General features: G+C 49.3%; 22 protein-coding genes. 12 read left to right on the top strand and 10 right to left on the bottom strand.

The window, feature by feature from the left end; genetic code table 11:
- Nucleotides 1–21: 21 nt before the first annotated feature.
- Together Pan54_RS20475 and Pan54_RS20470 are read right to left on the bottom strand one after the other, a co-directional pair.
- A complete protein-coding gene (locus tag Pan54_RS20475; RefSeq protein WP_242631383.1) occupies nt 22–1,068 on the bottom strand; it encodes a 3'-5' exoribonuclease YhaM family protein in 1,047 nt (348 codons plus the stop codon).
- 123 nt (nt 1,069–1,191) lie between these two features.
- Nucleotides 1,192–1,914 (bottom strand): SDR family NAD(P)-dependent oxidoreductase, encoded by a 723-nt coding sequence (locus Pan54_RS20470; RefSeq protein ID WP_165441886.1) that lies wholly within the window; start codon nt 1,912–1,914, stop codon nt 1,192–1,194.
- Between the two features lie 84 nt (nt 1,915–1,998).
- On the opposite strand from Pan54_RS20470, the gene dusB reads away from it, so the two are divergent.
- Nucleotides 1,999–3,126, top strand: coding sequence for a tRNA dihydrouridine synthase DusB (gene dusB, locus Pan54_RS20465; protein WP_146505249.1), 1,128 nt, complete (start codon nt 1,999–2,001; stop codon nt 3,124–3,126).
- Nucleotides 3,127–3,182: 56 nt separating this feature from the next.
- Here dusB and Pan54_RS20460 read toward each other — a convergent pair whose 3' ends face one another.
- Nucleotides 3,183–4,763 carry a serine/threonine protein kinase gene (locus Pan54_RS20460; protein ID WP_146505248.1) on the bottom strand — a complete coding sequence of 527 codons (1,581 nt, stop codon included), beginning with the start codon at nt 4,761–4,763 and terminating at the stop codon, nt 3,183–3,185.
- 453 nt (nt 4,764–5,216) lie between these two features.
- Here Pan54_RS20460 and pyk point away from each other — a divergent pair, with 453 nt between their 5' ends.
- From pyk to Pan54_RS20445, 3 genes are all read left to right on the top strand, one after another.
- The gene (gene pyk / locus Pan54_RS20455; RefSeq protein ID WP_146505247.1) at nt 5,217–6,674 is read left to right on the top strand and encodes a pyruvate kinase; all 1,458 of its coding nucleotides are present in this window, start codon (nt 5,217–5,219) and stop codon (nt 6,672–6,674) included.
- A 37-nt stretch (nt 6,675–6,711) separates the two neighbouring features.
- A complete protein-coding gene (locus Pan54_RS20450) occupies nt 6,712–7,140 on the top strand; it encodes a DnaJ family domain-containing protein (RefSeq protein WP_146505246.1) in 429 nt (142 codons plus the stop codon).
- 966 nt (nt 7,141–8,106) lie between these two features.
- On the top strand, nt 8,107–8,610 hold the full coding sequence (locus Pan54_RS20445; RefSeq protein WP_146505245.1) for a hypothetical protein: 504 nt from the start codon (nt 8,107–8,109) through the stop codon (nt 8,608–8,610).
- Here the strand turns inward: Pan54_RS20445 and Pan54_RS20440 are convergent.
- The 4 genes from Pan54_RS20440 to Pan54_RS20425 all read right to left on the bottom strand — a co-directional run bounded on the left by Pan54_RS20440 (nt 8,584) and on the right by Pan54_RS20425 (nt 15,259).
- Entirely contained in the window at nt 8,584–9,888 is a 1,305-nt protein-coding gene (locus Pan54_RS20440) for an O-acetylhomoserine aminocarboxypropyltransferase/cysteine synthase family protein (protein ID WP_146505244.1), read from the bottom strand. The genes Pan54_RS20445 and Pan54_RS20440 overlap by 27 nt on opposite strands.
- A gap of 207 nt (nt 9,889–10,095) precedes the next feature.
- Nucleotides 10,096–11,046: a sugar phosphate isomerase/epimerase family protein gene (locus tag Pan54_RS20435; protein WP_146505243.1), complete on the bottom strand. Its 951-nt coding sequence runs from the start codon at nt 11,044–11,046 to the stop codon at nt 10,096–10,098.
- Nucleotides 11,047–11,197: 151 nt separating this feature from the next.
- Nucleotides 11,198–12,607: a DUF1501 domain-containing protein gene (locus tag Pan54_RS20430; RefSeq protein ID WP_146505242.1), complete on the bottom strand. Its 1,410-nt coding sequence runs from the start codon at nt 12,605–12,607 to the stop codon at nt 11,198–11,200.
- Between the two features lie 222 nt (nt 12,608–12,829).
- Entirely contained in the window at nt 12,830–15,259 is a 2,430-nt protein-coding gene (locus tag Pan54_RS20425; protein ID WP_146505241.1) for a PSD1 and planctomycete cytochrome C domain-containing protein, read from the bottom strand.
- Nucleotides 15,260–15,647: 388 nt separating this feature from the next.
- Between Pan54_RS20425 and Pan54_RS20420 the strand changes: the two genes are divergently transcribed.
- The 4 genes from Pan54_RS20420 (at nt 15,648) to Pan54_RS20405 (ending at nt 18,651) form a co-directional block, all read left to right on the top strand.
- Nucleotides 15,648–17,078: a sulfatase family protein gene (locus Pan54_RS20420; RefSeq protein ID WP_207310195.1), complete on the top strand. Its 1,431-nt coding sequence runs from the start codon at nt 15,648–15,650 to the stop codon at nt 17,076–17,078.
- Between the two features lie 172 nt (nt 17,079–17,250).
- Nucleotides 17,251–17,547: a hypothetical protein gene (locus Pan54_RS20415; RefSeq protein WP_146505240.1), complete on the top strand. Its 297-nt coding sequence runs from the start codon at nt 17,251–17,253 to the stop codon at nt 17,545–17,547.
- Between the two features lie 119 nt (nt 17,548–17,666).
- Nucleotides 17,667–18,233 carry an RNA polymerase sigma factor gene (locus Pan54_RS20410; protein ID WP_146505239.1) on the top strand — a complete coding sequence of 189 codons (567 nt, stop codon included), beginning with the start codon at nt 17,667–17,669 and terminating at the stop codon, nt 18,231–18,233.
- The gene (locus Pan54_RS20405) at nt 18,226–18,651 is read left to right on the top strand and encodes a hypothetical protein (RefSeq protein ID WP_146505238.1); all 426 of its coding nucleotides are present in this window, start codon (nt 18,226–18,228) and stop codon (nt 18,649–18,651) included. The genes Pan54_RS20410 and Pan54_RS20405 overlap by 8 nt, the downstream gene beginning before the upstream one ends.
- Before the next feature lie 98 nt (nt 18,652–18,749).
- Here the strand turns inward: Pan54_RS20405 and Pan54_RS20400 are convergent, their stop codons facing one another.
- Both Pan54_RS20400 and Pan54_RS20395 read right to left on the bottom strand, forming a co-directional pair.
- Nucleotides 18,750–19,151, bottom strand: a complete 402-nt coding sequence (locus Pan54_RS20400) for a transposase (protein WP_242631382.1) — start codon at nt 19,149–19,151, stop codon at nt 18,750–18,752.
- Nucleotides 19,148–19,594, bottom strand: coding sequence for a transposase (locus Pan54_RS20395; RefSeq protein WP_146501976.1), 447 nt, complete (start codon nt 19,592–19,594; stop codon nt 19,148–19,150). The genes Pan54_RS20400 and Pan54_RS20395 overlap by 4 nt, the downstream gene beginning before the upstream one ends.
- Nucleotides 19,595–19,706: 112 nt before the next feature.
- On the opposite strand from Pan54_RS20395, the gene Pan54_RS20390 reads away from it, so the two are divergent.
- A complete protein-coding gene (locus Pan54_RS20390; RefSeq protein WP_146505236.1) occupies nt 19,707–20,930 on the top strand; it encodes a polysaccharide pyruvyl transferase family protein in 1,224 nt (407 codons plus the stop codon).
- Between the two features lie 208 nt (nt 20,931–21,138).
- Complete coding sequence (locus Pan54_RS20385) at nt 21,139–21,480, top strand: hypothetical protein (protein ID WP_146505235.1); 342 nt, start codon at nt 21,139–21,141, stop codon at nt 21,478–21,480.
- An 11-nt stretch (nt 21,481–21,491) separates the two neighbouring features.
- Here the strand turns inward: Pan54_RS20385 and Pan54_RS20380 are convergent, their stop codons facing one another.
- Entirely contained in the window at nt 21,492–23,075 is a 1,584-nt protein-coding gene (locus tag Pan54_RS20380; RefSeq protein ID WP_207310194.1) for an arylsulfatase B, read from the bottom strand.
- Nucleotides 23,076–23,394: 319 nt separating this feature from the next.
- Here Pan54_RS20380 and Pan54_RS20375 point away from each other — a divergent pair, with 319 nt between their 5' ends.
- Nucleotides 23,395–23,997 carry an RNA polymerase sigma factor gene (locus Pan54_RS20375; RefSeq protein WP_146505233.1) on the top strand — a complete coding sequence of 201 codons (603 nt, stop codon included), beginning with the start codon at nt 23,395–23,397 and terminating at the stop codon, nt 23,995–23,997.
- A 131-nt stretch (nt 23,998–24,128) separates the two neighbouring features.
- A complete protein-coding gene (locus tag Pan54_RS20370) occupies nt 24,129–26,141 on the top strand; it encodes an anti-sigma factor family protein (protein ID WP_146505232.1) in 2,013 nt (670 codons plus the stop codon).
- The last annotated feature ends 59 nt before the right edge of the window (nt 26,142–26,200 follow it).

The raw sequence follows: 26,200 nt of genomic DNA, 5'->3' as shown, positions 1-26,200 counted from the left end.
CAGAATTATTGTCGAACGTTCTTAATCTTTGACTTCGCCAAACCCTCGAAAGATTGAACGTCTTAGCGGATTTTGTCGTGAAGTAAACTCGGCATCATCCGCTGTTTTTTCGCCGAGGGCGAAGGCAATCATTTGGAATTTGGCGTCGATGTCATCGGCATAATGAACGAGTAACGCTTCCGGCGTATGAGGTGCGATTGGCGAACCCCATTCTGGCAGGTTCTGGTGGGCGACGATGATGTGTTCGAGCCTGAGAAGTGTTTCGGGATTGAGATTGTCGATCTGTTTTCCATAATCGCGAACGAGATCGCGGCCGAGCAGGATATGACCAATCAATCGCCCTGCGGCAGTGTAGTCGGCTCCGTGCGGCTGGGCAGAGAGTTCTTCGAGCTTGCCAATATCGTGCAGAATCGCTCCGGCGACAACGAGACTGATCGAAAGTGGCGGTGACATTTCCTGATAATACTCGCGGTATTTATGCGCGAGATAGACGGCTGTTTTCGTCACCGAGAGCACATGTTCGAGGAAGCCGCTGCGGTAGGCGTGATGGTTGCGGGAGGCAGCCGGGTATTCGCAAATTGCCTCTTCATGATCCTGCAGGATTTTCAGTACGAGTTCCTGCAACGGTTCTTCTGTGATTTCCTTCGTGACAATCTCGCAGAGTTCGCCATACATTGCGGCTGTATCAAAGCGAGATGCGGGGAGATAATCGGCGGGATTAAAACCAGCAGCTCGGTCGGCATCATTCACTTCGCGGATGCGTTCAATATCGATCTGCGGGCCGTACTGATTTTCGCTATACCGACATCGTAGTTGAAAGAACTGGCCTGGCTCCCATGTTTCATCACAGGCTTCAAACCAGCTGGAGTCGTTCCAGATCATTGAGGTGGCCGTCCGTTTCAAATCACGAAACTGACACCGATAATACGGCTTCCCATCACGAGTTTCGGCTCGTTGTTTGTCACTCAATAAAACGAAACAATCGCCAGATTTGCCAGCCGGGATCTCGCAGAATTTGACGAGGGTCTCTTCGGATCCCTCGTTCTGTGCAAATAAGTTTCGGGCCACAATTGGAACTCACATTGAGAGATGATTGAATTCTTCAGTAATGCTGAGATTCAACATATCAGACATGAACGCAGATGTGAATTCAGAACTGCGGATGAATGATTGAGTTGCGTTTGTGAAAGATCACCAGTCGATTTTGCGGATGTCGATGAAATCTCCAGAATCTGCATGAGCAGGTGCATTCTCAATGACAGCGACAATTTTCGGTGCGAGTTGCTCGGCTGTTGGCATTTGGTCGGTTCCCCGCCGGCTTCTGAGAGAATCGAGTGTCGGGAAGCGATCGTCTTCATCCAGGCCACAAAGAACATCTTGCATGTGCGTTGCAATCAGCCCCGGTGCAATGGCCAGAAAGTGAGTTTGGGGAGCTTCCTGAGCGTAAAGTTTGGTCAGCATATTGAGTGCTGATTTGGAAATCGAGTAGGCATTCCAACCCCGATTTCCATTCACGGCTGCTCCTGATGAGATCGTGACGACTTGTTTAATTGCGGGATATCGCGGCAGCAGCCAGTCCAGAATGATCTTGTTCGACCACAGGTTCACATCCATCACATTCTGGCAATCCTCGATGGACGTCTCCTGAAGATCGCCAAATGGGCTGAGGATGCCCGCGTTCAGGATGGCAAGTTCACACGTCTCCACTCCTGAGAACAACTGATCGAGCTTTTCAGGAAGTGTGTCGAATTTCGAAACATCACAGGAAGTGAACTGAAAGTTTTCGTACTGTGTCAGTTCCTCAGGTGTCCGCCGACTGCAGCCGAGGACTTTGTCTCCCTGTTGAAGATAATATTCCGCCAGACCATAACCCAGCCCGGAACTGACACCAGTAATAAATATTGAATGTGACAAGTTGCTGATTCCTGATAAACTCTGCGATCAATTTGTAACATTATTGTATCATCTTACTTTTTACTTCCTACAGCACGAGCCCATATGTCCCTTTCGACAGACATTTCTGAACCGGTCTTCGCTGATGGCCGGTATCATTATCCTCAACCGACAGCAATGCCACCAATCTCGTTTGGAAGTCTCAAACTTCCGACCCGATTCTGTCTTTCTCCGCTGGCAAAGTACACGAATTTATCGTTTCGAAGAGTCGTGCGAGAATGTGGCGGGCTGGGAATGGGAACGTGCGACCTGGTCAATGCTCGGGCGTTACTGGCGGGAAGTCATAAGTCGATGGCGCTGATCCGCACCTGTCCCGAGGATACTCCATTTGCCGTGCAGATTTTTGGCAGTGAGCCGAAGTATATGCGGGATGCCGTGCAGTATCTGGAAAGTTTGCCCGGAATCGATGCCATTGATATCAATATGGGATGCCCGGTCGATCATGTGACTAACAATGGAGCCGGGGCTCGGATGATGTGTTCTCTGCAGCAAACGGTCTCTCTGGTGCAGACCATTGTGGAAGCGGTCTCTTTACCAGTCACCGTCAAAATGCGACTTGGTTGGGATGAAACCCAACTGACGGCTCCCAAATTCGCTCGGGAATTTGAACAGGTCGGTATCAAAGCGGTTGCGATTCACGGTCGGACCCGAGCACAGGGATTTAAGGGCTCTGTCGATTTGAGTGGGATTCGCCGGGTGGTCGAAGCCGTTGAATCGATTCCCGTCATTGGCAATGGCGATATTCGTTCCATCCCCGATGCCGCGCGCATGTTTGAACGAACTGGCTGCACGGCGATCAGCGTTGGTCGCGGAGCGTTGGCTAATCCCTGGATCTTTCATCAGTTGCAGCAATGGGAGGAGTGCGGCAGTTATGACCCGCCGGGAAATTTCAATCAACGACTTGATCTTGTCTTGCAGCAGTTCGGCTATCTCGAAGAATTAGATGGCCCCGAGAGTGCTTTAATCGCTTACCGTCGAACAGTTCACTGGTATCTGAAAGCGATGCGCGTCCCTGCGAAATTACGGGAAGGGGTTCAGAAATCAAAAACCCGCAGCGAATTTCTTGCAGCGATGGACGCAGTTCGAGAACAGGGGCCGATTGAAGGATCCCGAACGGGAATTCTCCCAGAACTGCAAGTCCCTGTCCCTGCAGGGCCGGTTGAACGCTGGTAACATCCGCAGACATTCTTGTTCCCAAGGAGGACCTTGGGGACGAGGCTAATTCAGTGTTACCCTTCAGTGGTTTCTTCGGGGAACATCTTGGAAAGTGTCATGCGGGGATTTTCAAGATGCTGTTCGTTTTGCAGGATTGTTTCCCGCACGAGCGGTTTCATAGGACCATTCAGTTTTTGGGATAAGCGTTGAGCATTGTCAGCCAGGATTTGATCGGAAGCCTGATAATTTTTTTCGAGAGCGGCGATGACGGCTCGGCCTGCAAAGCCAACGGGCACAAGATTAAATTTATCGTCTGAGGCCTGTTCGATGAAGGTCTCAAAAATTCGACGAGCCTCTTCGAGGCGTCCCTGATTCATATACTGAATCGCCAGTCGTTCTTCTGCACGCCAGCGTTCCTGTGAGGTTGGAAATTTGACCCGGAGATATTTCCAGGCATCTTCACTGTTTCCAATCAACATGGCATCGGCAAATTGCTCGCGGGGAGAGTTGCGCTCAATCGCGTTCAATTGAGGATTCGTGTTGAGCCTCGGTCGGGACAACCAGCCGAGGGTCCCCCCAGCTGCTAGAAAGAGAATCCCAAAAACAAGATACCGTGACCAGGAAATCGGTTTCATCTTTGGGGAAGGTTGTATTGCACGGGATGAGGTTTGAGCTCCTGTATTCGAATCGAACGCTGACAGACTGACTTCGTCTTTATCTCCCTGCAGACTGCGAGAAATTTTTCGTAGATCGATCAGAATTTCTCCGGCATCCTGGTAACGATCAGTTACTTTTTTTGCCATCATTTTATGAATCATATCGCAGACAGGGACCGGAAGATCCGGACGGCGTTTCGATAAGGGAGCCGGTTGCGAATTGACATGCTTCATGGCGATCGCAATTGCCGTTTGTCCACGAAATGGTGGTCGACCGGCGAGCATGTGGTAGCAGGTCACTCCCAGAGAATAGATATCGCTGCGATGATCGACCTTGTTTCCCTTCACTTGTTCAGGACTCATGTATAATGGTGTCCCCATGGTGACACCTTCCTGTGTGAGGTTCATCCGTTCGCCGCTCAGGGTCAGTTGAGCCAATCCAAAATCAGCAATTTTCACAATTCCCTTGCGGCTAATCATGATATTTTCAGGTTTGATATCTCGATGAACGATTCCAACTTCCCCCGCTTTCTGCAGGGCAGAGGCAATTTGTTTCATCAGATGCAACGAAACGGATAGCTCCGGCGGGCCATTCTTAGCAATGAATTCGCGGAGGTTCACTCCCTGAACATATTCCTGAGCGATGTAATTGTACCCGTCAGCTTCCCCAATGGTGTAGACCTGCACGATATTAATATGATTCAGATTGGCAGCGGCCATCGCTTCGGTTTTGAATCGATCGAGATAAGTGGCATCGGAAACGAGATCGTTTTTCATCACTTTTATGGCGACGTGCCTATTGAGTGCGGTCTGTTCGGCCAGATAGACATTTGCCATGCCCCCTTTGCCCAGCCGCCGAATCAGGCGAAATTCCCCCAGCGTCTTATTCGAGAGATCGACTTGCGCCTCTTCGTGGGACGACTCAGATGCCCCCAGCATTTCGGTTTGCTTGTTGACCTCTTCTTTTTTCAGGCGTTTCTCTTGATTTTCTGACGTCATATTGTGCTGTGCTTTATTCTCAAATGTCCGAAGACTGCGTTCAGGGGGTAATTCGTGTGCAATTTCGAGATTCCTATCTTATCAGTCTAGTCAGAGAGATGCAGGTGGCTCAATTACAAATTGGTGGAATTCTCGCGGTTATGAAATGATTGAAGATTGAAAACCGAATAAAGAAACCGGACGAAGGACATCTGGTATTCGAGAGATTTGGGGTTAGGTCAGCGACTCTTGTTCCTTCAATCGTACCTGGAACTGAGAATTATTCTTTCAAAACGTTCCTGAAATAGAAGCCTGTCAATATTTTGATGCTTTCCTCTTGTTACTCATGAACTCTCGCGAATTGGATGGAATCGAGATAGCATAGTGTAGACTTTCTACAGCCATGACTGACTGCGAAAGATCCGTCTGAAAGACATTCCCCTCGGAAAACCATTGACCAAAGGTCGTGCTGTTATGGATATGATTGACCCGCACAAGCATCAGGCGCGTACCAAGATTATCGCGACTCTCGGGCCGGCGATCTCCTCCAGGGAAAGGCTGCTGGCCCTGGTTGAAGCGGGAGTCGATGTATTTCGGCTTAACTTTGCACATGGAGATTACGACTGGCTGGACAACATTGTGACAATGGTCCGGGAGGTCTCTGTTGAGGTTGGTCAACCGATCGGTATTCTGGGAGATTTGTCAGGGCCAAAAATCCGCCTGGGGGAGTTACCCCCTGAGGGGGTTGATTGCCAGGTCGGTCAAAAATATCTGTTCGTCAAATCGCCAGTTCCTTTTGATGGAACTCGACTCACTTGCTCCTATGAATTTCTGGTGGATGATTTAAAATCAGGCGATACCGTTCTGCTGGCTGACGGTACCGTCGGAATGAAAGTCGTTGATCGAGCCGAGGATGTCTCCATAACCTGTGAAGTGGATCGTCCTGGCTTAATTCGCTCGCGTCAGGGGATCAATTTGCCGGGGGCGACTCTGCGAACCCCCTGCCTGACCGAAAAAGACATCGAGGATTTAAAATGGGGCCTTTCAAGACGATTGACATTTTTTGGGCTGAGCTTTGTTCGCAGTGCTGATGATATCGTCAAACTACGAAATCTTGTCAAAGAGTTGGCTCCCGATTATGAACCTCAATTGATTGCTAAAATTGAAAAGGTGGAAGCGGTTCGGGAGCTCGAAGCGATTACAAAAGTTTGTGATGGCGTGATGGTGGCTCGCGGGGACCTGGGGGTCGAATCGGATATTGCTCGCTTACCGATTTTACAAAAGCAGATTATCCGTCACTGCAACGAACGTCGTATTCCGGTCATCACGGCAACTCAAATGCTCGACAGCATGGAAGAGCAGCCGTTCCCAACACGAGCAGAGGCTGCCGATGTCGCCAATGCCGTTTTTGATGGAACCGATGCTGTCATGCTTTCCGGCGAAACAGCGATTGGAAAATATCCGGTTCGAGCAGTGAACATGATGGATAATATTGTTCGCTGTACCGAAGACGAAGTTCCCCATCGTGGGGATGTCGACTGGAAAACGGAATCAAAAAATCGAGCATTGGTTGTGACTGAAGCCGTGACCTTGGGAGCCTGCACCGTTGCCGAACGCTTGAAGGCAAATATGATGGTGCTGTGTACGAAAACTGGTCGGACTGCTCTGGCGATTTCGCGTCAACGGAGTGCGATCCCCTTGCTGGCGATCACCGATAATCGTCTGGTCGCCAATAAAATGTGTCTCTACTGGGGTGTAATTCCAGTGGAAAGTGATGTCGTCAGTGAAGATCCGAATTCGATCTTGAAATTTGCAGTCGAATGGGGAAAAAAGAAGGGAATCCTGGAATCAGGAAGTCGGATTGTTCTGATCTCCGATACCGACTGGGGAGCAGAAGGTCACGATTTAATGGTCGTTCATCTGGTTCGATAACCGGAGATCTTCAAGTTGATTTCATGGAGGACTTTACATGCAGGAGAAGAAAGCCCCTCTTGAAAGTTATGAAGCGTTTGCAGATCGTTTGATTCGCGAAGCCGAAGCCCGGGGTGAATTTGCCAATCTGCCTGGACTGGGAAAACCGATTCCTGGGATTGATCAACCACGTGATGATAACTGGTGGATTAAAGAGAAACTGCGTCGCGAAAATCATAATTTGATTCCTTCCCGACTGGGCGTGAAGCTGGAAGCAGAAAAGCTGCTCGATACTCTGGAATCAATTCCTGCAGAATCTCAGGTACGGGATCGTGTTCGCAAAATGAATCAGAAAATTCGCGAAGTCCACTATTCCTCTGCAGAAAGCCCTGCTGTGATTGTTCTTCCACTCGATGAAGAAGTGATCGTCGAGCAATGGCGAAGCAGATCCATTGAATTGCAGGGTGCCAATAAAAAAAGAAGGTGAAGAAAGAGGGGACTTTCTTCACCTTCAGAATTCAAGCAACATTAAGTTGCGTTGTTATCAGCAGTCTTGAGACTGCGTTCAAACTAGTTGCAGCAGTGTGGTGCACAGCAGCTTGGAGCACAGCATGATGGGCAGCAACCGTCGTCGCAGCAATCGTCTGGGCAGCAGCATGAAGGAACGCAGCACTTAGGTGCACAGCATGATGGGCAGCAATCATCGCAGCAATCGTCTGGGCAGCAGCAAGTTGGAGCACAGCAGGTTACTTCGCAGCAATCATCGCAGCAATCGTCTGGGCAGCAGCAGCTTGGAGCACAGCAAGTTGGGCAGCAATCATCGCAGCACTCGTCTGGGCAGCAGCAAGTAGGAACGCAGCAATCATCGACACAGCAGTCAGTTGGGCAGCAGCAAGAAGGTGCACAGCAGCTGACGTAGCTCTGGCATTTCTTCAAGAGGCGACCTTTGAACAGACCAGCTTCAGCGTCGGCGAAGCTCATACAACACAACATCATAGCAGCAGCGAAACAGATAGTCTTTTTCATAGCAAAACTCCTCGAACTCTTTTCTGAGGACAGCGTCGCGAATCGTAATATGACTTCGGGGACATTCCCGAAAGGATCAGTCAGAGAACGCTTCACTCGACACGGAAATTACAGGCAAACCTGCTACTTTATTTCGGCAGTGACTCACGCAGACACTTACCGAAATTGTTCAGTTACCAAGTCAAACTCAATCTCAGGCTTGTTGTAACGATTGTTCCGATTATGACGATTCACGTTTTTTCCGGCAGTCCGACACACTTGTCCAACCGCATGTGCACACACTCGTGGAAAGCTGGAAATTTCAGAAATCGTCAATACAAAACTCACGTCGTTTCAAACCTTTCAAAATCTCAGTCGTCAATCTTCTAGGTGGAACAAGCAGCAATAAAACTCACTGCATTCGAAGTACGTCATTGGAAGTCTGGTGATGGTCCGGAAAGAAGGTCCAGTTTCTGACCCGACAGGTTTTCGACTTTACCGTCTTGTTAACTTGGTAAGACTGGTGAAAGTTTTCCTGTCAGAGAAACTTTTCCCCACAGATTGCAGGATCTCGGTTCAGCTTCGTGAAACAAACAACTCCGTCCACTTGGCAACAGTCATCAAAAAACAGGTTGATGCCAGCGACATATTTAGTTTCGGACGTCCGGTGGGGTCAGTCCGTAAAGAATTTTGCTACATCGATTTCATTCCCCAAGCGGTAAGCTCTTCCCGATTTGCCTCAATTGCCAACAGCAAGAAAACCCAAGAAAACATGAGTAATATCACGTATTTGAAGATATTTGAGTCCAAGACAAACGCAACTTGCCATAGTTTGGTAGCCCTCCGGCATCCCGATTTTCAAAAAAAAACCGCACAACTTTTTTGTTGTGCGGTTCAAAAACATCATCGCTCGGCTCAGAGACGCTTAAACTTGATCGAGAGCCTGTTTTAAATCACGAATAATATCATCAATATCTTCAGTCCCCACAGAGATTCGAACAAAGTCAGGCGTGACACCGGTCGACTGCTGTTCTTCAAGTGACAACTGCTGATGCGTCGTACTACTCGGATGAATGATCAGCGATTTGCTGTCTCCGATGTTTGCCAAATGTGAGAACAACTTCACGCTGTTAATTAACTTAATGCCATTTGCCTTTTGTTGCTCAGGTGTATCCCCGGCAATTCCGAATCCAAAGACGGCACTGCTCCCCTTCGGCAAATACTTGCGTCCCAATTCATAACTTGGATGCGTTGGCAAGCCCGTGTGATTGACCCACGAAACTTTCGGATGATCGGCCAGGAACTCCGCCACTTTCTGAGCATTCTCGCTGTGGCGTGGCATGCGCAGATGCAATGTTTCCAAGCCCTGCAGAAACTGAAACGCATTGAAGGGACTCATCGCTGCGCCGGTATCTCGCAATATTTGAGTACGGGCTTTAAGAATATAAGCCAGGTTCATTGGTCCAAAGGTTTCAAAAAACTTCATGCCATGATAGCTCGGCTCGGGTTCAGTGAGCTCTGGAAATTTTCCGTTATCCCAGGGAAATCCCCCTTTTTCGATCAAGATTCCGCCAATTGAAGTGCCATGCCCGCCAATGAACTTGGTACAGGAATGAACCACGATATCGGCTCCCCACTTAAATGGCTGACACAAATAGGGTGAAGCCGTGGTGTTGTCCACAATCAACGGAATCCCAGCTTCATGGGCGATTGCAGCAATCGCTTCAAAGTCAGGAACATCGGCTCGCGGGTTACCAATTGTTTCCAGAAAAATCGCCCGGGTATTTTCGTCGATAGCAGATCGAAATGACTCCGGATCGTTCTGATCGACAAACTTGCAATCAATTCCCATTTTAGGAAGTGTGTAATGGAACAGATTGTATGTTCCACCATATAAACTCGATGAAGAAACGACATTCTTGCCCTGCCCCATGATATTCAAAATTGAATATGTAACAGCAGACGACCCCGAAGCCAGGGCCAGGGCTCCAGATCCCCCTTCCAGTGCCGCCAGGCGTTTTTCGAGAACATCGCAGGTCGGGTTCATCAATCGGGTGTAGATATTACCGAATTCCTGCAGGCCGAATAATCGAGCAGCGTGATCGGTATCGTCAAAGACGTAAGAACTCGTCATGTAAATCGGCACTGCTCGCGAATTGGTCGCGGGATCGGGCACCTGTCCAGCGTGTAAGCAGAGCGTGTCTGGATTGTAAGTTACTTCTTCACTCATGGTGTCAGCTTTCGATGTGTTTCAAGTTAAAAATAATTTGTCATATTATTGGATAGCCCAGATCGCTCCGCTATCTGGGTGGACGAAGTCCACAAGAGGTCTTCAGTTTGATGATCAAAATTCCTTATCTGCTTCTTAAGGCTGCCCCGCCCCGGAAGAATTTTTCGGGGCGATCCTGTTGAATGCAGTCTAGAAACGACAGGACGATTAACAGCCGAAAAAGACTGTATAGAATGAACTCATGAGGGCTTCTTTAGACTTGCGAATGCCAGCATATTCGTCCAGTTCGCTGCCTTCATACTCGATGCCGTAGTAGCCTTTGTAGCCAGAAGCCATCACGATCGCCAGCATTTTGACCAGATCCGTTTCTTTGTTGAATCGTCGATCATACGTAATATGGGGATTGTCTTTGTCGAACTCATGAGTCTTCACGCTGACTGCTTTCGCATAAGGCATCAACTCAGCAACACCCTGATAGCGGTCGTACCAGATATCCTGATTGCGATCGATGGCGAAGTTGCCGAAGTCGGGCAGGGTACCACAGCGAGGGTTATCGACCGTCTTCATCACGGTAGACAACCAGGCCCCACTCGAAGAAAGGCCGCCGTGATTTTCAACAATCACATTGATGTCGTGCTGATCGCCAAACTCGCTCAGGCGGCGCAAACCATCGGCTGCTCGCTCGACCTGTTCTTCATAGGTTCCGCTGCTGGCGGCATTGACGCGAATCGAATGACAGCCCAGAAACTTAGCCGCTTCGACCCATTTGTAGTGATTTTCAACAGCCTGAGTCCTCTTGGCTTCATCGGCATCACCCAGGTTACCTTCGCGATCGATCATGATCAGCAGGCTTTTGACACCCTCGCCCTCTGCTCGGGTTTTCATCTCTTTAAGATAGCTCTGATCTTGCGCTTTATCTTTGAAGAACTGATTGACGTATTCGACGCCACTAATTCCGAACTCCTGTTTGGTCGTTTTCGCAAAATCGAGATGGTCGAGTTTCCCATCGAACAAGGCTTTATGAAGCGACCACTCAGCCAGAGAAATTTTGCAAAGTGGCTCTTTCTCCAGCAGACTTGCCTGAGAAAAGCCTGGCAGCAGGAAACCGGCTCCAATGGCCGAACAGGTTTGCAGAAAATGACGACGGGATGTATTCATGGTGTCTCGTTTGAATAGGAGTGAGTAGAAATTGTGAACTATGCGATGCCATTGAGCATACGAAACCCAATGAGGGCTCACAATTCTCTGCCTGTGAAAATTCAAGCGAAACTGGAAATCAGGTGAATACAAAGAGAAAACGGAATCGTGATTACGACATAATTTCCTGAACCACATTTCCCTTAACATCGGTCAAACGCATATCGCGGCCTGCATAGCGATAGGTGAGTTGTTCGTGATTCAATCCGAGTAAATGCAGGATGGTTGCATGCCAGTCGTGAATGTGCACTCGGCCTTCGACCGCTTCAGCACCATAATCGTCGGTGGAACCATAAGAGAGCCCTCCCTTTGTCCCTCCGCCTGCCATCCAGGAAGTAAAGCCTCGATGATTATGGTCTCGTCCATCGTCTCCCTGCGCATACGGCGTGCGGCCGAATTCCCCGCTCCAGATCACAAGTGTGTCTTTCAGAAGATCTCGTTGTTTCAAGTCAGCAAGCAGGCCCGCAATCGGTTTGTCGATACTTTCCGTTTTGTTCGTCAGGTCCTGCTGCAGGTTGCGATGATGATCCCACTGACTCGAAGTCACTTCGACAAATCTCACACCTGCTTCCACAAACCGACGAGCCAGCAAACACTGACGACCAAAATTATTCGTCGCATCTTCACCAATCCCATACATCGATTGTGTCGCCTGGGTTTCACTGGACAGCTCCATCAGTTCGGGCAATTCCGATTGCATCCGGAAGGCCAGTTCCAGGGATTCAATTGCGCCTTCGACCTCGCTGTTTTGCTCTTCCAGCTGGAGAGTTTTTTTGTTGATGGATTGAATGTAATCGAGTTGCAATCGCTGATAATCGGGGGATTGTTGCGGGTTTTTGATATTACCGACAATCCCACTGGGAGACGCCTGACCGCGACGCCTAGCTCCTGCAAATCGGGGATTTCCCAAATTGATCGGCGTTCCCTGACAGATCGCTGGCAGAAATGCACTGCCATAGTTGGAAGGGCCACCATTATTTCGCGGCGGACTGATTGTCACGAAGCCGGGCAGATTTTCATTCTCCGTTCCCAACCCATAAAACGCCCAGGAACCCAAAGAAGGGCGTTTGAATTGAGAGACGCCTGTGTGCAATCGCAAAAATGCCTGAGGATGAGCAGGCACATCCGTATGCATTCCATGCAGCATGCAAAGATCGTCCGTATGACGAGACAGTTCGGGAAACAATTCCGACATCCACATTCCGCTCTGACCATGCTGTTTGAAATCCCAGGGAGACCCGAGCAGTTTCGCAGATCGCGACCGGGCATCTGACATTGTTTTCCCATGATCCTGTTTCAGCTTCGGCTTGTAATCGAATGTATCGACATGCGAGGGAGCCCCTTCCATGCAGAGAAATATCACATGCTTTGCACGAGCAGGAAAATGTGTTGGTTTAGGAGCCAGCAGATTTTCTTTTTCTGCGGCCATTGTTGAAAGTCCCGCAAAGGCAAGATATCCAAATCCAACACTCGCCGATTTTATGGCCATTCGACGTGAATAAAGTGCAGGTTCATTAAACATGGATCGATCTCCGAATGGATATTACTACGAGGGAAGTATTTGATGATTTTTACCACAGAGACACAGAGATCACAGAGACTTCAACTGCTAAGCCACTCAATTTAACTTTGCATTTAGTCAATCAATCCCAGAGGTATCCCTAATGAATTCCCCTCTGTGATCCCTGTGTTTCTGTGGTTTCAAATACTGATACTAAACACTTTCAGGATATAGACTTTTCACTTACCGCAACGAAAACTCGGCACTGGCAAACAGGGCCTGACAAAACGCAGCCCAGGTTGCAGCCTCATCATTGGCCTGACCATAGACATACAAGAAAAGCGTCGCGTTCCTCATTTCAGAAGGTTCAGGCAGACGTGAGTAACACATGCGATAGGCCTGATTCACTCGATCGCTTTCCGTCGAATATTCTGAGATCAGATGCGAAGCCATTCCTGCAGCCTGGCGTATGACGAATTCGTTGTTCATCAAAAACAGAGACTGTTCGGGTATCGTTGTCGAAGACCGTTCGCCAATAATCAGGCTCGGATCAGGGAAATCGAAGATCGAAAGAATTTCCGGGATTTCATCGCGAACGATCGGCAGGAACACCGAACGATGCACATCGCCAGCAGCGAAGTCTCCTCGAATTCGGAAACTGACATTCCCCTCACCCTGCTGAGCCACCAGACTACCTTCCGGGAAATCGACATCCAGGTTCTGGCCTAATGCGAGTAATGTATCCCGCATTGCTTCAGCCTCAAGTCGTCTTTTCGGCATCCGCCACACATAGACATTATCGGGATCCTGGCGGTAATTCTCAGGATCCATTCGTGAGGAAAGCTGATAAGCCCGGCTCAGCACAATCGATCGAATCAGTTGTTTGACCGACCAATCGTTTTCGACAAAAGAGATTGCCAGATAATCCAGCAACTCCGGATGACTGGGGCGTTGACCGGAAGCTCCAAAGTTATCGACGGTCGAAACCAGGCCTCGTCCCATTAAATGCAGCCAGACTCGATTGGCCATCACCCGAGCCGTCAGTGGATTCTCTTCGGAAGCGATCCATTCCGCCAGTTCCAGCCGACCACTGTCGTAGCCGTCAATGTGGGGCTGACTCGTTGTCAACACCTGAGGAAAACCCCGTTTAACAATTTGTCCCGGCTGATCAATTTCTCCTCGAATATACAAAGGGCAGTCGTCCGTTCTAAGACCTTCTCGAACTCCCATGGCTCGCAATTTGGGATTCCCCTGCTCGTCAAAAGAATTCAGTTCTCCACGCAGCTGACTCAGTCGCGCCTGCAGTGCAATTCTTCGGGGATTTCCGTCCGGTCCTCCGCTCAATTCAGCCATCTGCTCGGTTAACAGCTCAATCTGTCTTTCCAGTACGCCTCTTTGAGCCGCATCCAGTGGCAGGACTCCAGCTGGAATATTCGCCTGGACCGGAAGCACAAGCAGCGGACTGGGATGATTACTCTGTACAGATCTGATTGTTCCGTAACAGGTTTCGGTACTGCGAAAGATCCCAGCCAGTGCGTAATAATCTGTTTGCGGAATCGGATCAAAACGATGATCGTGACAACGAGCGCAAGCAACAGTTAATGCCTGAAACGCCTGAAAGGTTGTATCGATCTGTTCGTCGACGACATCCATCTGGAACTGCTGACGGTTCCGTTCACTGAGCGACTTGGGTCCGAGCGCCAGAAATCCAGTCGCAATCAGATTTTCAGCCTGTTCCGTTTCGTTTTTCGCAGGTAGCAAATCGCCAGCCAGTTGAGCCCGCACAAACTGGTCATATGGCATATCATTCATGAACGCTTCAATCACCCAGTCGCGATATCGCCAGGCATGCGGGAAGGCAAAGTTGGAAGCATTTCCGGATGACTCCGCATATCGAGCAACATCGAGCCAGTGTCTCCCCCAGCGCTCGCCGAATCCCTGCGATTGGAGAAGTTCATCTACCAGAGATTCCACGGCTGCCTGAGAATCTTTTGCATATTCCTTCTCAAATTGAGCCAGTTTTTCAGGAGCAGGCGGCAGGCCGATCAGATCGAAATAAAGTCGACGGGCGAGCATATTCGGTTCACTGTCGGCGACAGGATCGAGTCCTTTGGATTCCATTTTGGACAGAAGAAAATAGTCAATCTCCGTCCGAGGCCAGTCCTGTATTCGCACCTGAGGAAGCTCAACGGCAGCGGGCAGCTGAAATGCCCAGAACTTCCGACCTTCTTCGAGATCGATTTCGTATTTAACTCTCACTCCACCATCTCCGTCTCGCGGATCTGGAGCTCCCATCGCAATCCATTTTTCGATATCAGCAATCTGCTCTCCAGAAAGTTTTCCGTCTGGAGGCATCCTCAATTTGGAATCGGTGTAACGAATCGCTTTAAGAAGCAAACTTTGGGAATGATTTCCAGGCACAACAGCAGGCCCCTGCTCGCCACCACTGCGAATCCCTTCACGCGTATCGAGCGTCAAGCCACCTTCCTGTTCGTCTTGCTGAACGGAATGGCAGGAATAGCACTCTTTCACGAGTATTGGCCGGATTTTATTCTCAAAAAACTGAGACTGTTCCGAACTAATCGCTTCTTCCGCCTTCAACTCCTGCTGAATTCCAGCACAAGCCGTCAGCAATGCGAAAAAGTAAATGAACTTGGAGAGTGGATCACGCATGGAAACATTCCTGCTAGAAAAAAGAGAAGTGCTATATGATTAAACCATCAATGAAAGCATTTGTTTCGCTATCCTTCAATAATTGTCTTTTTACTTAAACGACCCCAGCCACCAAACCTTCAGCATTTTCTTGGGAACTGTTTACTTTCAGACACTCGGGGGGAGAGGGGACTGTTGCAATTCCTGGTGGGCCACCACCTGACCTACACATGATTGAACAACTGAAAGAGCAGACATCATCAAACATTGTTGATATCATGAAAAAATCACTGTTTCCAAGGACGATTGCTGCGTCTAATCCCCTGAAGGATACCCAATGTTAAACACTTCCAAACAAATTGACTCATACATTTTCAATCAGTTCATGAGGTTTCGCTTTTCATCCATAATGATGATTTTCACAGTTCTCTTTCTCTCTCATTCAGCCTTTCAAAACTCTGTCGCGGCAGAGAAATCCGAGCAACCCAACATCGTGCTCGTCATGGCCGACGACATGGGCTGGGGACAAACCGGCTATTACAACCATCCCGTTCTGAAGACACCCAATCTCGATGCGATGGCTACCAATGGATTGCGATTTGATCGCTTCTATGCCGGAGCTCCCGTTTGTTCGCCGACTAGAGCAAGTGTGCTAACTGGTCGTTCAAACATGCGAACTGGTGTGGAAAGCCATGGCTATGCGTTGCGACTGCAGGAAAAAACGGTCGCCCAGGCGTTGAAAGCTGCTGGTTATACGACGGGACATTTCGGGAAATGGCACTTGGATGGGTATCGCGGACCGGGAGTCCCAATTCTGGCTGATGATCCCTACTCCCCCGGCGTGTTTGGTTTTGATGAATGGCTCTCGGTAACAAACTTCTTTGATTACGATCCGATTCTGAGCCGAAAGGGGGAGTTCAAAGACTACCGGGGGGACTCCTCCGAAATCGTCGTGGCCGAAGCTCTCAAATTTATTAACAAGCAGGCCAAGGCTGAGCAGCCCTCCTTCACGGTCATCTGGTATGGCACGCCGCACAGTCCGTTCAAAGCGGCAGCCGAAGATCTGGCACCCTTTCAGAAACTCGATAAAGAATCGCGAAATCATTACGGCGAACTGGTCGCAATGGATCGCAGTCTGGGAACGCTGCGAGCTGGCTTGAAGAAAGCGGGCATAGCCGAAAACACCCTGCTCTGGTTCTGCAGCGATAACGGCGGCTTACCGAAGATTACTCCGGATACCGTCGGCGGCTTGCGTGGCAATAAAGGAACAGTCTACGAGGGTGGACTTCGTGTTCCCTGTGTGATGGAATGGCCTGCTCGAATTCCAAAATCACGAGTGACCGAATTCCCAGCCTGCACGATGGACATTTTTCCGACGATTGCCGAACTACTCGATCTTCCTAAATCCGTCCTCATTCAACCTGTTGACGGCATGAGCCTGGTCAAACTTTTCGAACAGGAATTCTCTCAGAGAGATAAACCGATCGGCTTCCAATGCCTCGGCAACTCCGCACTGCTCGATAACAATCACAAAATCATCTACCTCGGTAAGAACAAAAAACAACCACAACCGGCTATCGAATACTACAACCTCGCGGATGATCCGCATGAGGAACACAATCTGTATTCTGAAGACTCGAAAGAGGCACAGGCGATGAAGCAGAAAATGGATCGCTGGATTGCATCGGTTGAAAAGAGCATTGCCGGGAAAGATTATCCCGCAGGCAAAGTCGATCCCCCAACTCCGAAACCCCGCAGCTGGTATGAAGCCGAAGAGTATCGACCTTACTTCAAGGACTGGAAAGATCGCTGGGAGTATCAGTCTCGATTCAAGAATTAATTTCCCTGCGTCCGATTTTGAATCGATTGGGTGGCACGTCCCGGAACGAAGTGATGGGCGTGGTGATTGCAGACGACCACGCCATTCACGTTGCTCAAGGGCGGGCCACCCTCCGGCTGGGAAGATCAGCCTCGATTAAGAATACAGGAATAGTTTACAAGGCAAATATCACATGAACGAGGAAACCGAAGGTCTAACACCAGAGCATACCAGCAATATCGATTCTCGAGCAAAGACAATACTCAAAGAGGAATTCCCACAAGAAAGGCCGGATGCATTAAAGTTTCCTGAACATATTACAGGCGCGACTAAACTCATCGTGTCTGTATTAATGATACTTGGATTAGTGTCTGTTTTTTTCGCATTTGTCGCCTTAGACGCTAGACCCGCTCATTGTGGATCCGGACTCTGCCTGATCGCCAGCGCGATCAGTTTTGGGCTGGTCCTCAATGCTTTTTTGCGAAAGTAGAAATGATTTCCCTACTCAGAAAATTCAGAATATTGATGTTTTCTGTTGAACCTTTGAGGCTTCTCAAACGGCTTATCATTGTTGGCTGGTGAATAGCACATTGAAAGTGAGCCTTTGAGATGAGTTTACAGAATCTTCAGCACATTCAGGAACAACTGCTGGTTCTGCAGGCTCAGTCTCGAAACTCAATCGCCTTCCAACAACTGGTTCAAACCTACGAACGTCGTCTCTTTTATTATCTGCAGCGATTCACCGGAGCCTCAGCCGATACTGCTGATTTGATGCAGGAGATCTGGCTGAACGTTTATCAAAAACTTCCCGGATTAAATGCACCGCAAGCATTTCGGGTCTGGTTATATAAGATCGCGCACAATCGAGCTGTCAGCTATTTGAGGAAACGGGATCGTCAGTCCGCAGTTGCGTTCGAGCAGGTTCAGAACGGATCAATCACGGAATCTGAAATAGAACAGGGATACGAACAGCTGGAAAATGCGGAACTTGTTCATCGAGCTCTTGAACAACTTTCGCTGCCGCATCGGGAAGTTTTAACGCTCCGTTTCCTGGAAGACCTGGACCTTCAGGAGATTTCGGAAATTATCTCGACATCAATTGGCACCGTCAAATCACGATTACATTACGCCCGTCTGGAAATTAAAAAAGTGATTGAGGAGGAATGCAATGGCTGATGATCGTCCTCAAAAAATCAATCGGGATAATTTACTGGCACAGGATGCCGAGAATCAATCCTTTAACTACGAGGAGTTTCGCATGAACCTGCAACAAAATATCCAGCAACTCGAACAGCGGGGACGCTCTTATCAACATGCCATGTACTGGTGCATGGGGATTTTTGCGAGTTGTTTTCCTGCTGTCCTGGTCATTGAAGCCTTCCAGCTGACTCGCATCTTCTGGGTGCCTCCCTTGTGGAGTGGCATTGGCATAGTTTCTCTTCTGGCGGCTATCTGGTTCAGCGGCATCTATTCCTATAAGTATCGTCCTGCTCTCAAAAAGGCGAGACACGATATGCTCTGGACAATGATTGCTCAACTGCAATCACAGGTCGCAGAGATTCAATCGCGACTGGAGAAGAAAGAAGACCGGTAATCATTCGCGATGTCATTGGAATTGAAAATCTTCCTCGATAACAGGATTGAATTCTGACATAATCAAGGTTTTTGAATTATTACTTACTAGAAGCTATCTCAAAACCGTTTTAATAGTGTAAACGCACAGCCGAGTGCGACGAAGCCTTCGTACAAAAAATCATGGCGTTCCCAGCGTGTGACAATGCGGCGATAGTTGTGCAGCCAGGCGATCGTACGTTCCACGATCCACCGTCGTTTGTACCGACGAATTTTACGACCATCCTGTTTGACAGCTCGAGTGCGACCCTGGCGATGTGGGCAAATGTAATCAATTCCGGCTTCCTGAAATTTGTCTCGAATGCGATCAACATCTCCGGCTTTGTCGTAAACGATCCGTTCGGGCTTGTGGTTTTTACAGGTCATTTTTACAAACAGCGGCTCAATCAAGATCGATTCGTTTCGCGATGCCGATTCGGTGTCGATCGCCAGCGGAGTACCGTGGCGATCCACCAGAATCATAATCTTTGTGCCTTTCCCACGACGGGTGGGACCAATCTTTTTACCCCTTTTTTTGCCGAGGCAAACGTGCCATCGCCGAAGGTTTCACTCAAATCAATTTGGCCATTTTCTTCCATGGTGACCAATAACCGTTCCCAAACCTTCATCAACGTTCCATCACCGGACCACGCGGCGTGCCTGCGGTGGCAAGTCGCTTTCGAGGGGTACGCCTTTGGTAAATCTTTCCAACGGGCTCCGGTGACGAGAATCCACAACACACCCTCCAAACAGTCGCGAGGGTGGACCTTGGGACGGCCGCCCTGTTTGGCAGGGGGGATCCAAGGAAACAAATCCGCAATCAAATTCCATTGCCTGTCGGTTAACACAACCGTTCGATCCGTCTTGGACACTGAGCTTGTGGACGACCGATGTCGTTTCGGCCACCAAACCAGTGTCATGAGCATGAGAATGCCTCCTTTCGGGAGAGATTCTCATGCAACTTTCAGGCCAATCGACTGTACGATTTGACGTTTTGAGATACCTTCTAGTCACTCCATCAACCAATAAAGTTCAATCATGCAACGTCGAACATTTCTGGCCACCAGCGTGGGTGCAGCCCTGTGTGCAAATATCCGCTTAGCTGCTGGCGAAAAGCAGCCGAATATTTTGTTGAGGTCGTCCTGGCAGACGGTCAATATTGGCGACATCGCTCACACGCCCGGCGTGCTGGCATTGCTGGAGAAATATCTTCCTGAAGCCAATGTCACTCTCTGGGCGAGCGATGTTCGTAATGGTGTGCGTGAACTGCTGGAGAAGCGGTTCCCCAAACTCAAGATCGTGCAACGGGGCAAAGAACTCGATCAAACACTTTCCAGTTACGATTTTCTCCTCCACGGTTCCGGACCTTCACTGGTTGCTCAGAAAGATGTTCAACGCTGGAAGGATGAAACCGGCAAACCCTACGGCGTCTTCGGTATCACAGTTAGTAGCGTCTCCGAGGACCTGAAAAAATTGCTGAGCTCAGCCGAGTTTGTTTTCTTTCGCGATTCCGTTTCCCTCAAGTATTGTCGGGAACAGAGTGTGAATTGTCCGGTGATGGAATTCGGTCCGGATGGTGCGTTTGCCGTCGATATCGAAAACGAAAAAGCGGCTCGCGAGTTCCTGCAGGCTCATCAACTGGAACCGGGGCAGTTCCTGTGCTGTATCCCTCGACTGCGATACACCCCTTATTGGAAGATTAAAAATCGCCCGTTCGATGCCGAGCGGCATCAGCGGAATGAGGAGATGAAAGCTCAGGATCATGCCCCGCTCATCGAAGCGATTCAGGCGGTGGTCACCCAAACCGATAAGAAGGTTCTGCTCTGCCCGGAAGATATGTCGCAGATGGAAGTCGGCAAAGACAATATCTACGACAAACTGACTCCGGAAATTCGTAAGCGGGTCGTCTGGCGGGAAAACTACTGGCTGACAGACGAAGCGATCAGCACCTATCGGCTTTCCGCTGGTTTATTCGGAATGGAAATGCACTCGCCCATCATGTGCATTGGAAACGGAATCCCGGCCATCGTCTGCCGTTTTGCCGAACAAACGAGCAAAGGCTTCATGTGGAACGACATCGGGCTAAACGACTGGCTGTTTAATATGGATGTCGAAGCGGATCGAAATCGTGTGGCAGAGACCGTTCTGGCCGTGGCGAAGAAACCAGCCCTGGCAAAAGAAAAAGCCGAGGCTGCCCGTGAGCGTGTTTCAAAGCTGCAACAGGGTATGGTGAACCAACTCAAGAGTTCCCTCGTAAATTGACAAGTAAATTTGATCTATTGACTTTGGTTCTTTTCCAGACAAACTGAATAAGAGAGCTTACCCTTTATCAGTTCATTCGTGGATAAGTAATTGTGGCGCAAGTCTTTGACATCCGTATGAACTGACCTTCCTCGATGTGTAGAGAGTGAATGGAATCCCTACGCTTATATGCTTTCCACAGAGCATTTTATTAATCAGGATCTGAATCATGTTTCGCAAGTTATGGAAAAACATTCGAGACGATTTAAGAGTTCTGCATGATGGTTGCTGTGGGAATCGATTTCAGAACTATGCAGAATTCCGACGTGAAAAACGGGGCGAACAGCAGATGATCTGGCGAGTGCTCATGTTCTCGACAGGTCTGTTTCTGATTCTTTTCGGTCTGGCAATTGGCTGGTTACCCGGACCTGGGGGCTTCGTCGCCTTTATCGGGATCGGCATCATCATTCAGGAAATCCCAATTATCGCGAAATGGCTTGATCAACTCGAAGCCGGTATCCGGAACTGCTTTCCGCTTTTCAAAAAGCAGAAGTCAGAATCCTCACACTAGACTCGTTTAACTTATCGCCCATCGCCCTCATAAATGATGGTCGCCCCCTGCGGAGCCTGTGGCCAAGGCGTTTCTCCTTCGGCCCATCCTTTTGGCTGGGTCGCACGGACTTTTTCGACCGCTGCCTTCAACCACGCTGGAGCATTTGCGTTCTCCTGCTGTCCGTACACATAGGGGAGGGGAGGATCCATCAGTGTATTCACTTCGCCCAGCGGTGGACGCTCTTTGCCAGCTTTCGCAAGCTTTGCCTGCAACTGTTTAACATGTTCAGGATGTTTTGCGGCGATGTCTGTCGATTCTGTCGGGTCTTCTTTGATGTTGTAAAGCATCTCGCCCATCAGTTTGAAATCACCCTGGCGGATGGTTGGAAGGCGAACGCTGCCGCTGACTTCAAAAATGATTTCATTTCGCGGACTTTTCTCCTGATCGAAAATCATGCGGACCATATCCAGGCCATCAAGCGGAGCCGGCAACGGATGCTGTCCGCCGGAAAGTGTCAGGAAGGTTGGCAGCAGGTCAACGACATGCATCATGCCATCGTTTTCAGAGCCGGGTTCAATCTTGCCGGGCCAGCGCATCACACACGGAACTCGTACACCTCCTTCAAAAGTGGTGTTTTTCGTGCCCCGCCAGGGCTTGTTCATTTCTTCGGTTAAGCCGCCATTGTCGTTGGCAAAGATGACAAGTGTGTTCTGTGCAAAATCATGCTGGTCCACAGCTGCGACAACTCGGCCGATCGCATCGTCCAGACATTTTAAAGCGGCTTGCCGGGCAGGGTATTGATCGGTGTAGCGGGGGACTTCCTCAATCGGCCCATGTACCGCATTGAACGGCACATAAATGAAGAATGGGCGATCCTGCTTTTGCTCGGCGATCAAGCGTGTTGCCTCGTTGGCGATGAGATCGGTTGTATAACCCTGTTCCTGAATCGGTTGCTGATTGCGATGCCAGTCGTAAACAGCAAAACGGGCCGGTGCATTGTGCGGAATCGTGTAATTGTTGTAGTCGATGCCCCAGGCGTAGTGCCCATATTGATGTAAAAACCCCTGTCCCATCGGCAAGTGCTCAGGCAGCCATTCGCCACAATGCCATTTACCAGTGATGGCCGTGAAATATCCGACATCCCGCAGATACTCGGCTACGGTTAGCTCATTTGTATCGAGAGCATGGATGCGTCGAGTCTCTTCACCTCGCTCATTGATGGCGAGTGTGAGGTTTAACTTTGCCAGATAACTCGGCTTGCCAAAATCTTCCGAGCGCCAGTCCGACCACGTTCGGAATGCGTATTTCCCCGTCATAATGGCCGCCCGAGTCGGAGCACAAACCGAATGAGCATAAAACTGTGTCAGGCTGACTCCCTCACTTCGCAGACGATCGATATTCGGCGTCAATTCGGGATCGCCCCCGTTATAACCGGGCTCGGCCCAGCCCATGTCATCGGAAAGCATAAACACGATATTCGGACGACTGCCGGCTATTTGTTTTGAGTCTGCTGGAGGATCCGCAGCCGACACACTTGAAACGGCCGTCAAAATAAGAAAAGTACTGCAGAGACAAATCCTGGTAAACATTGAAGCATAGCTATCCATAGACATGAGAACGACTTTCTGCCTGTTACACATTGATTTGAAGTACCTGCAAACGAAAAAATGAACGACACCGAAAGAGTGATGAACACAATCATATCAACCCATATTAATCTATGGCCCTAACTCTAAAACAATAGTCAGGATTTACCAGTCCAATCCTGTCTGCTAATTGAATTCACGAATCCATCAATTTTCACAAATTTGAATTTCAAAGCACATTCTGCTGCGGAATTGATGGGGAAATGGTTATTCTTTGTTTTCCCAGGGCAATCGGCCAAATTCCGGGAACTCTTCTATTCTCGCTCGCGTCTTTAATGCAAGTACCGTGAAAAAAACAGACCTTGAACTCATTGCTGAGTCGGTTGACGGACAGACTCATGCGTTTGATCTCCTCGTAACGCGATATCAGGACAGGCTTTACAACGCTCTGTTTCAGATCCTTCGCAATCGGGAAGACGCGCGCGATGTGGTTCAAGATGCCTTCGTGCTCTCCTGGAGCAAATTAGACACATTTCGAGGCGATGCGAACTTTTATTCCTGGCTGTTCCGAGTGGCGTATAATGTGGCCATGAGCCGCCAGCGGAAAAAGCGAGTCAAAACAGTGGGGCTCAGGCCAGCTGAGCGAGAACGAATCGACCTTCCAGCCGATAATAACAGTGCCGATCCGAGTCAGAACCTGCAGGTGCAGGAACGTCAAAGTCAAGTCCAGGCGGCTTTGGCAGACCTGCCGGAAGAATTTCGGACCGTTCTCATTCTGAAAGAAATTGAAGACTTTAAATATGAACAGATCGCAGAGATCCTGAATGTCCCCCTCGGCACCATTCGCAGTCGCATTTATCGTGCCCGTATATTGCTGCGAGAACGATTAACGCGATTACTAGCTGACGAGGGATTTGCTGGACAACTCAATACGACAACCAATACTTAATTCGAAAATTGACGGATCATACCACTTAAACAATCAGGAGTTTAATTTTTGACATTTCGACATGTTTTTGGAAATGAGATGAGGGCGTACGTCCTCTCTTTCCGGCAGTCGAACTTCACACTGTTTGTATCATGAACGAAGAACTGAACGAAGAACTGATCTCTGCTTATCTCGACGATGAACTCGAGGGAGCAGAACGCGATGCGGTGAAGAGCCGTCTCGATATAAATATGCATGACGAGTGCCTGTTCAATGAGTTCCGTCAACTGGGAGACCTGCTACGGGATTTACCACGTGAACCTGCCCCTGTTGGCATGGTCGAAGTTGTTCGCAGACAACTGGAGCGTCAGACTTTGTTCCTGACGACGCAAACCGTCAAAGCCTTTTCGACTGTGGCTCGCTGGTCAAATCGCTGGCTGGCCGGAGGGCTGGCATCGGTTCTGATGCTTTGCTTTGGTTCTTATTATCTGTTTCAGCAGCAGGAATTCCACACAGAAGTCGCGATGACATCGCACGCACCCGTTGAAAACACTTACGATGTTCGTCTGGCAGACACTTCCGGTGATTATTTAGCCCATTCTCATTCGCGTGGCACCTCTTATTTCGATGTTTACGATGGTTCGGTCGCACAATTCAAGAAAGAGGCCGCTAAGGCTCCTCGGGAACATTTCCATCTCAAATTGCAATCGACTCCACTTGCTGAAATGGAATCTCACGACTTAGCTTCAACGGATCTGGAATCTCTCCCTGAAAATGCAATTGCGTTGGAAGAACAGTCTCCACCTTTGGCCACTGGGAGTCTGATCGAACAACCGGAATCGATGGCTGGGATATCCTTTTCCGCTTCCGATCTCCCTCCACCACCAGTACCCGCTCAACTGGAACGTTCGATCCTGGAGCGTTTGAACGAATCCCCCAAACTGGATCGCAAACTGCAGGCTGGCGAACTGGTCCGTCTCCTTCAGGAAAGTGATGGCGAAGTGGCTCTGGTGGAATTGAGTGTGGTCGATGTTCGGTTTGCGTGCGGCCAGGTGCAATTATTGCTTGTGCAGAATGACATTGCTGAAAGCCAGCAACAGGGTTCACTCAATGGCTTGGCTGAGAACCAACCTGTTCAGCGCGCTAACACTCAAGTTCAGGAAGAAACGGAAATCCGTCAAAGCGATGGCTTCAAGAATGAAGGCAATATTGCGGAAAACCTGTATGCCACACCACAGCCTCAGGTCGCAAAGCCCATAGCCGAGAAGAAAAAAGCTGCGGTCAAGCAGGAGTTGGTTGCCTTTTATATCGATGCCCCGACCGAAAGCATACTTAACTCTCTGAATCAACTCGAATCACTCGATCAGGTTCAAAAGATTCACGTCGGAGAGGCCCCGCACCTTTCGTATGATTATTATTCTGTTGTGCCGATGGATGCGGAGAATCCTCTGGACGAGTCGCTGCCATTGATAGTGAATGTTTTCAATCGTGCCTACTACGCCAACGGGATGTCCGGTGGGACCGGGGGATCCAAAGACGAAGCGTTATCTCCAGAAGATGCCGAATTGCAAAAGAATTTTCGCATCGATCAATTGGAAATGTCGGGAGATGAGTTGTTCGCCAAAAATTACGGACGGCAATTACGGTTTCTCTACTCACCCGTCGACAATCTTGAAGCTCTGGAGAGTGAGCAGCAGCAGAGAATACGGGACGATATCAGTCTTGAGACGTCTTTGCCTCAGCCAGGTCAGGATCACAGACCGATCGCAAATTCTCCGGTCACAAAGTCTCCAGAGAATGCTCCCACAACGGCTGGCAAACCAGAGTCGGAAGCGGTCGCTTTTTCGCTTCAGGACAAACATGCCGATGATGGTGTTGATCCACAGACGCAGGCTTATCAGGTTACCGTGAACCTGATTCCTTTACAGAAACCGGTCGAAGAATCTGTGTCGGCATTAAATAAATCTGCGAAGCCATTTTCAGAACCGACGGCCTTGGGAGTCAATCACCCCGAAAAAGATTCAGGGGATGAAAATGGAAGGGTGATGGAACGGAAATCGGGCGAATTGGAGACACCAGTCGCTTCCACTCCAGAACCGACTGCGAAGCAATCCCTCCGTAGAACTCGCATGGTGATTGTTCTCACGCCGGTCAATGCGGAATAACAACAAGGAAGTTGTGTTACGAAATCGCCAGGCCCATCACTGCGTTCTGGGGTGTGCCG

Source organism: Rubinisphaera italica, assembly GCF_007859715.1.
In the GTDB taxonomy this organism is placed as follows: domain Bacteria; phylum Planctomycetota; class Planctomycetia; order Planctomycetales; family Planctomycetaceae; genus Rubinisphaera; species Rubinisphaera italica.
Note: the sequence above shows the minus strand (reverse complement) of the source record. Positions and strands in the feature narration are given on the sequence as shown.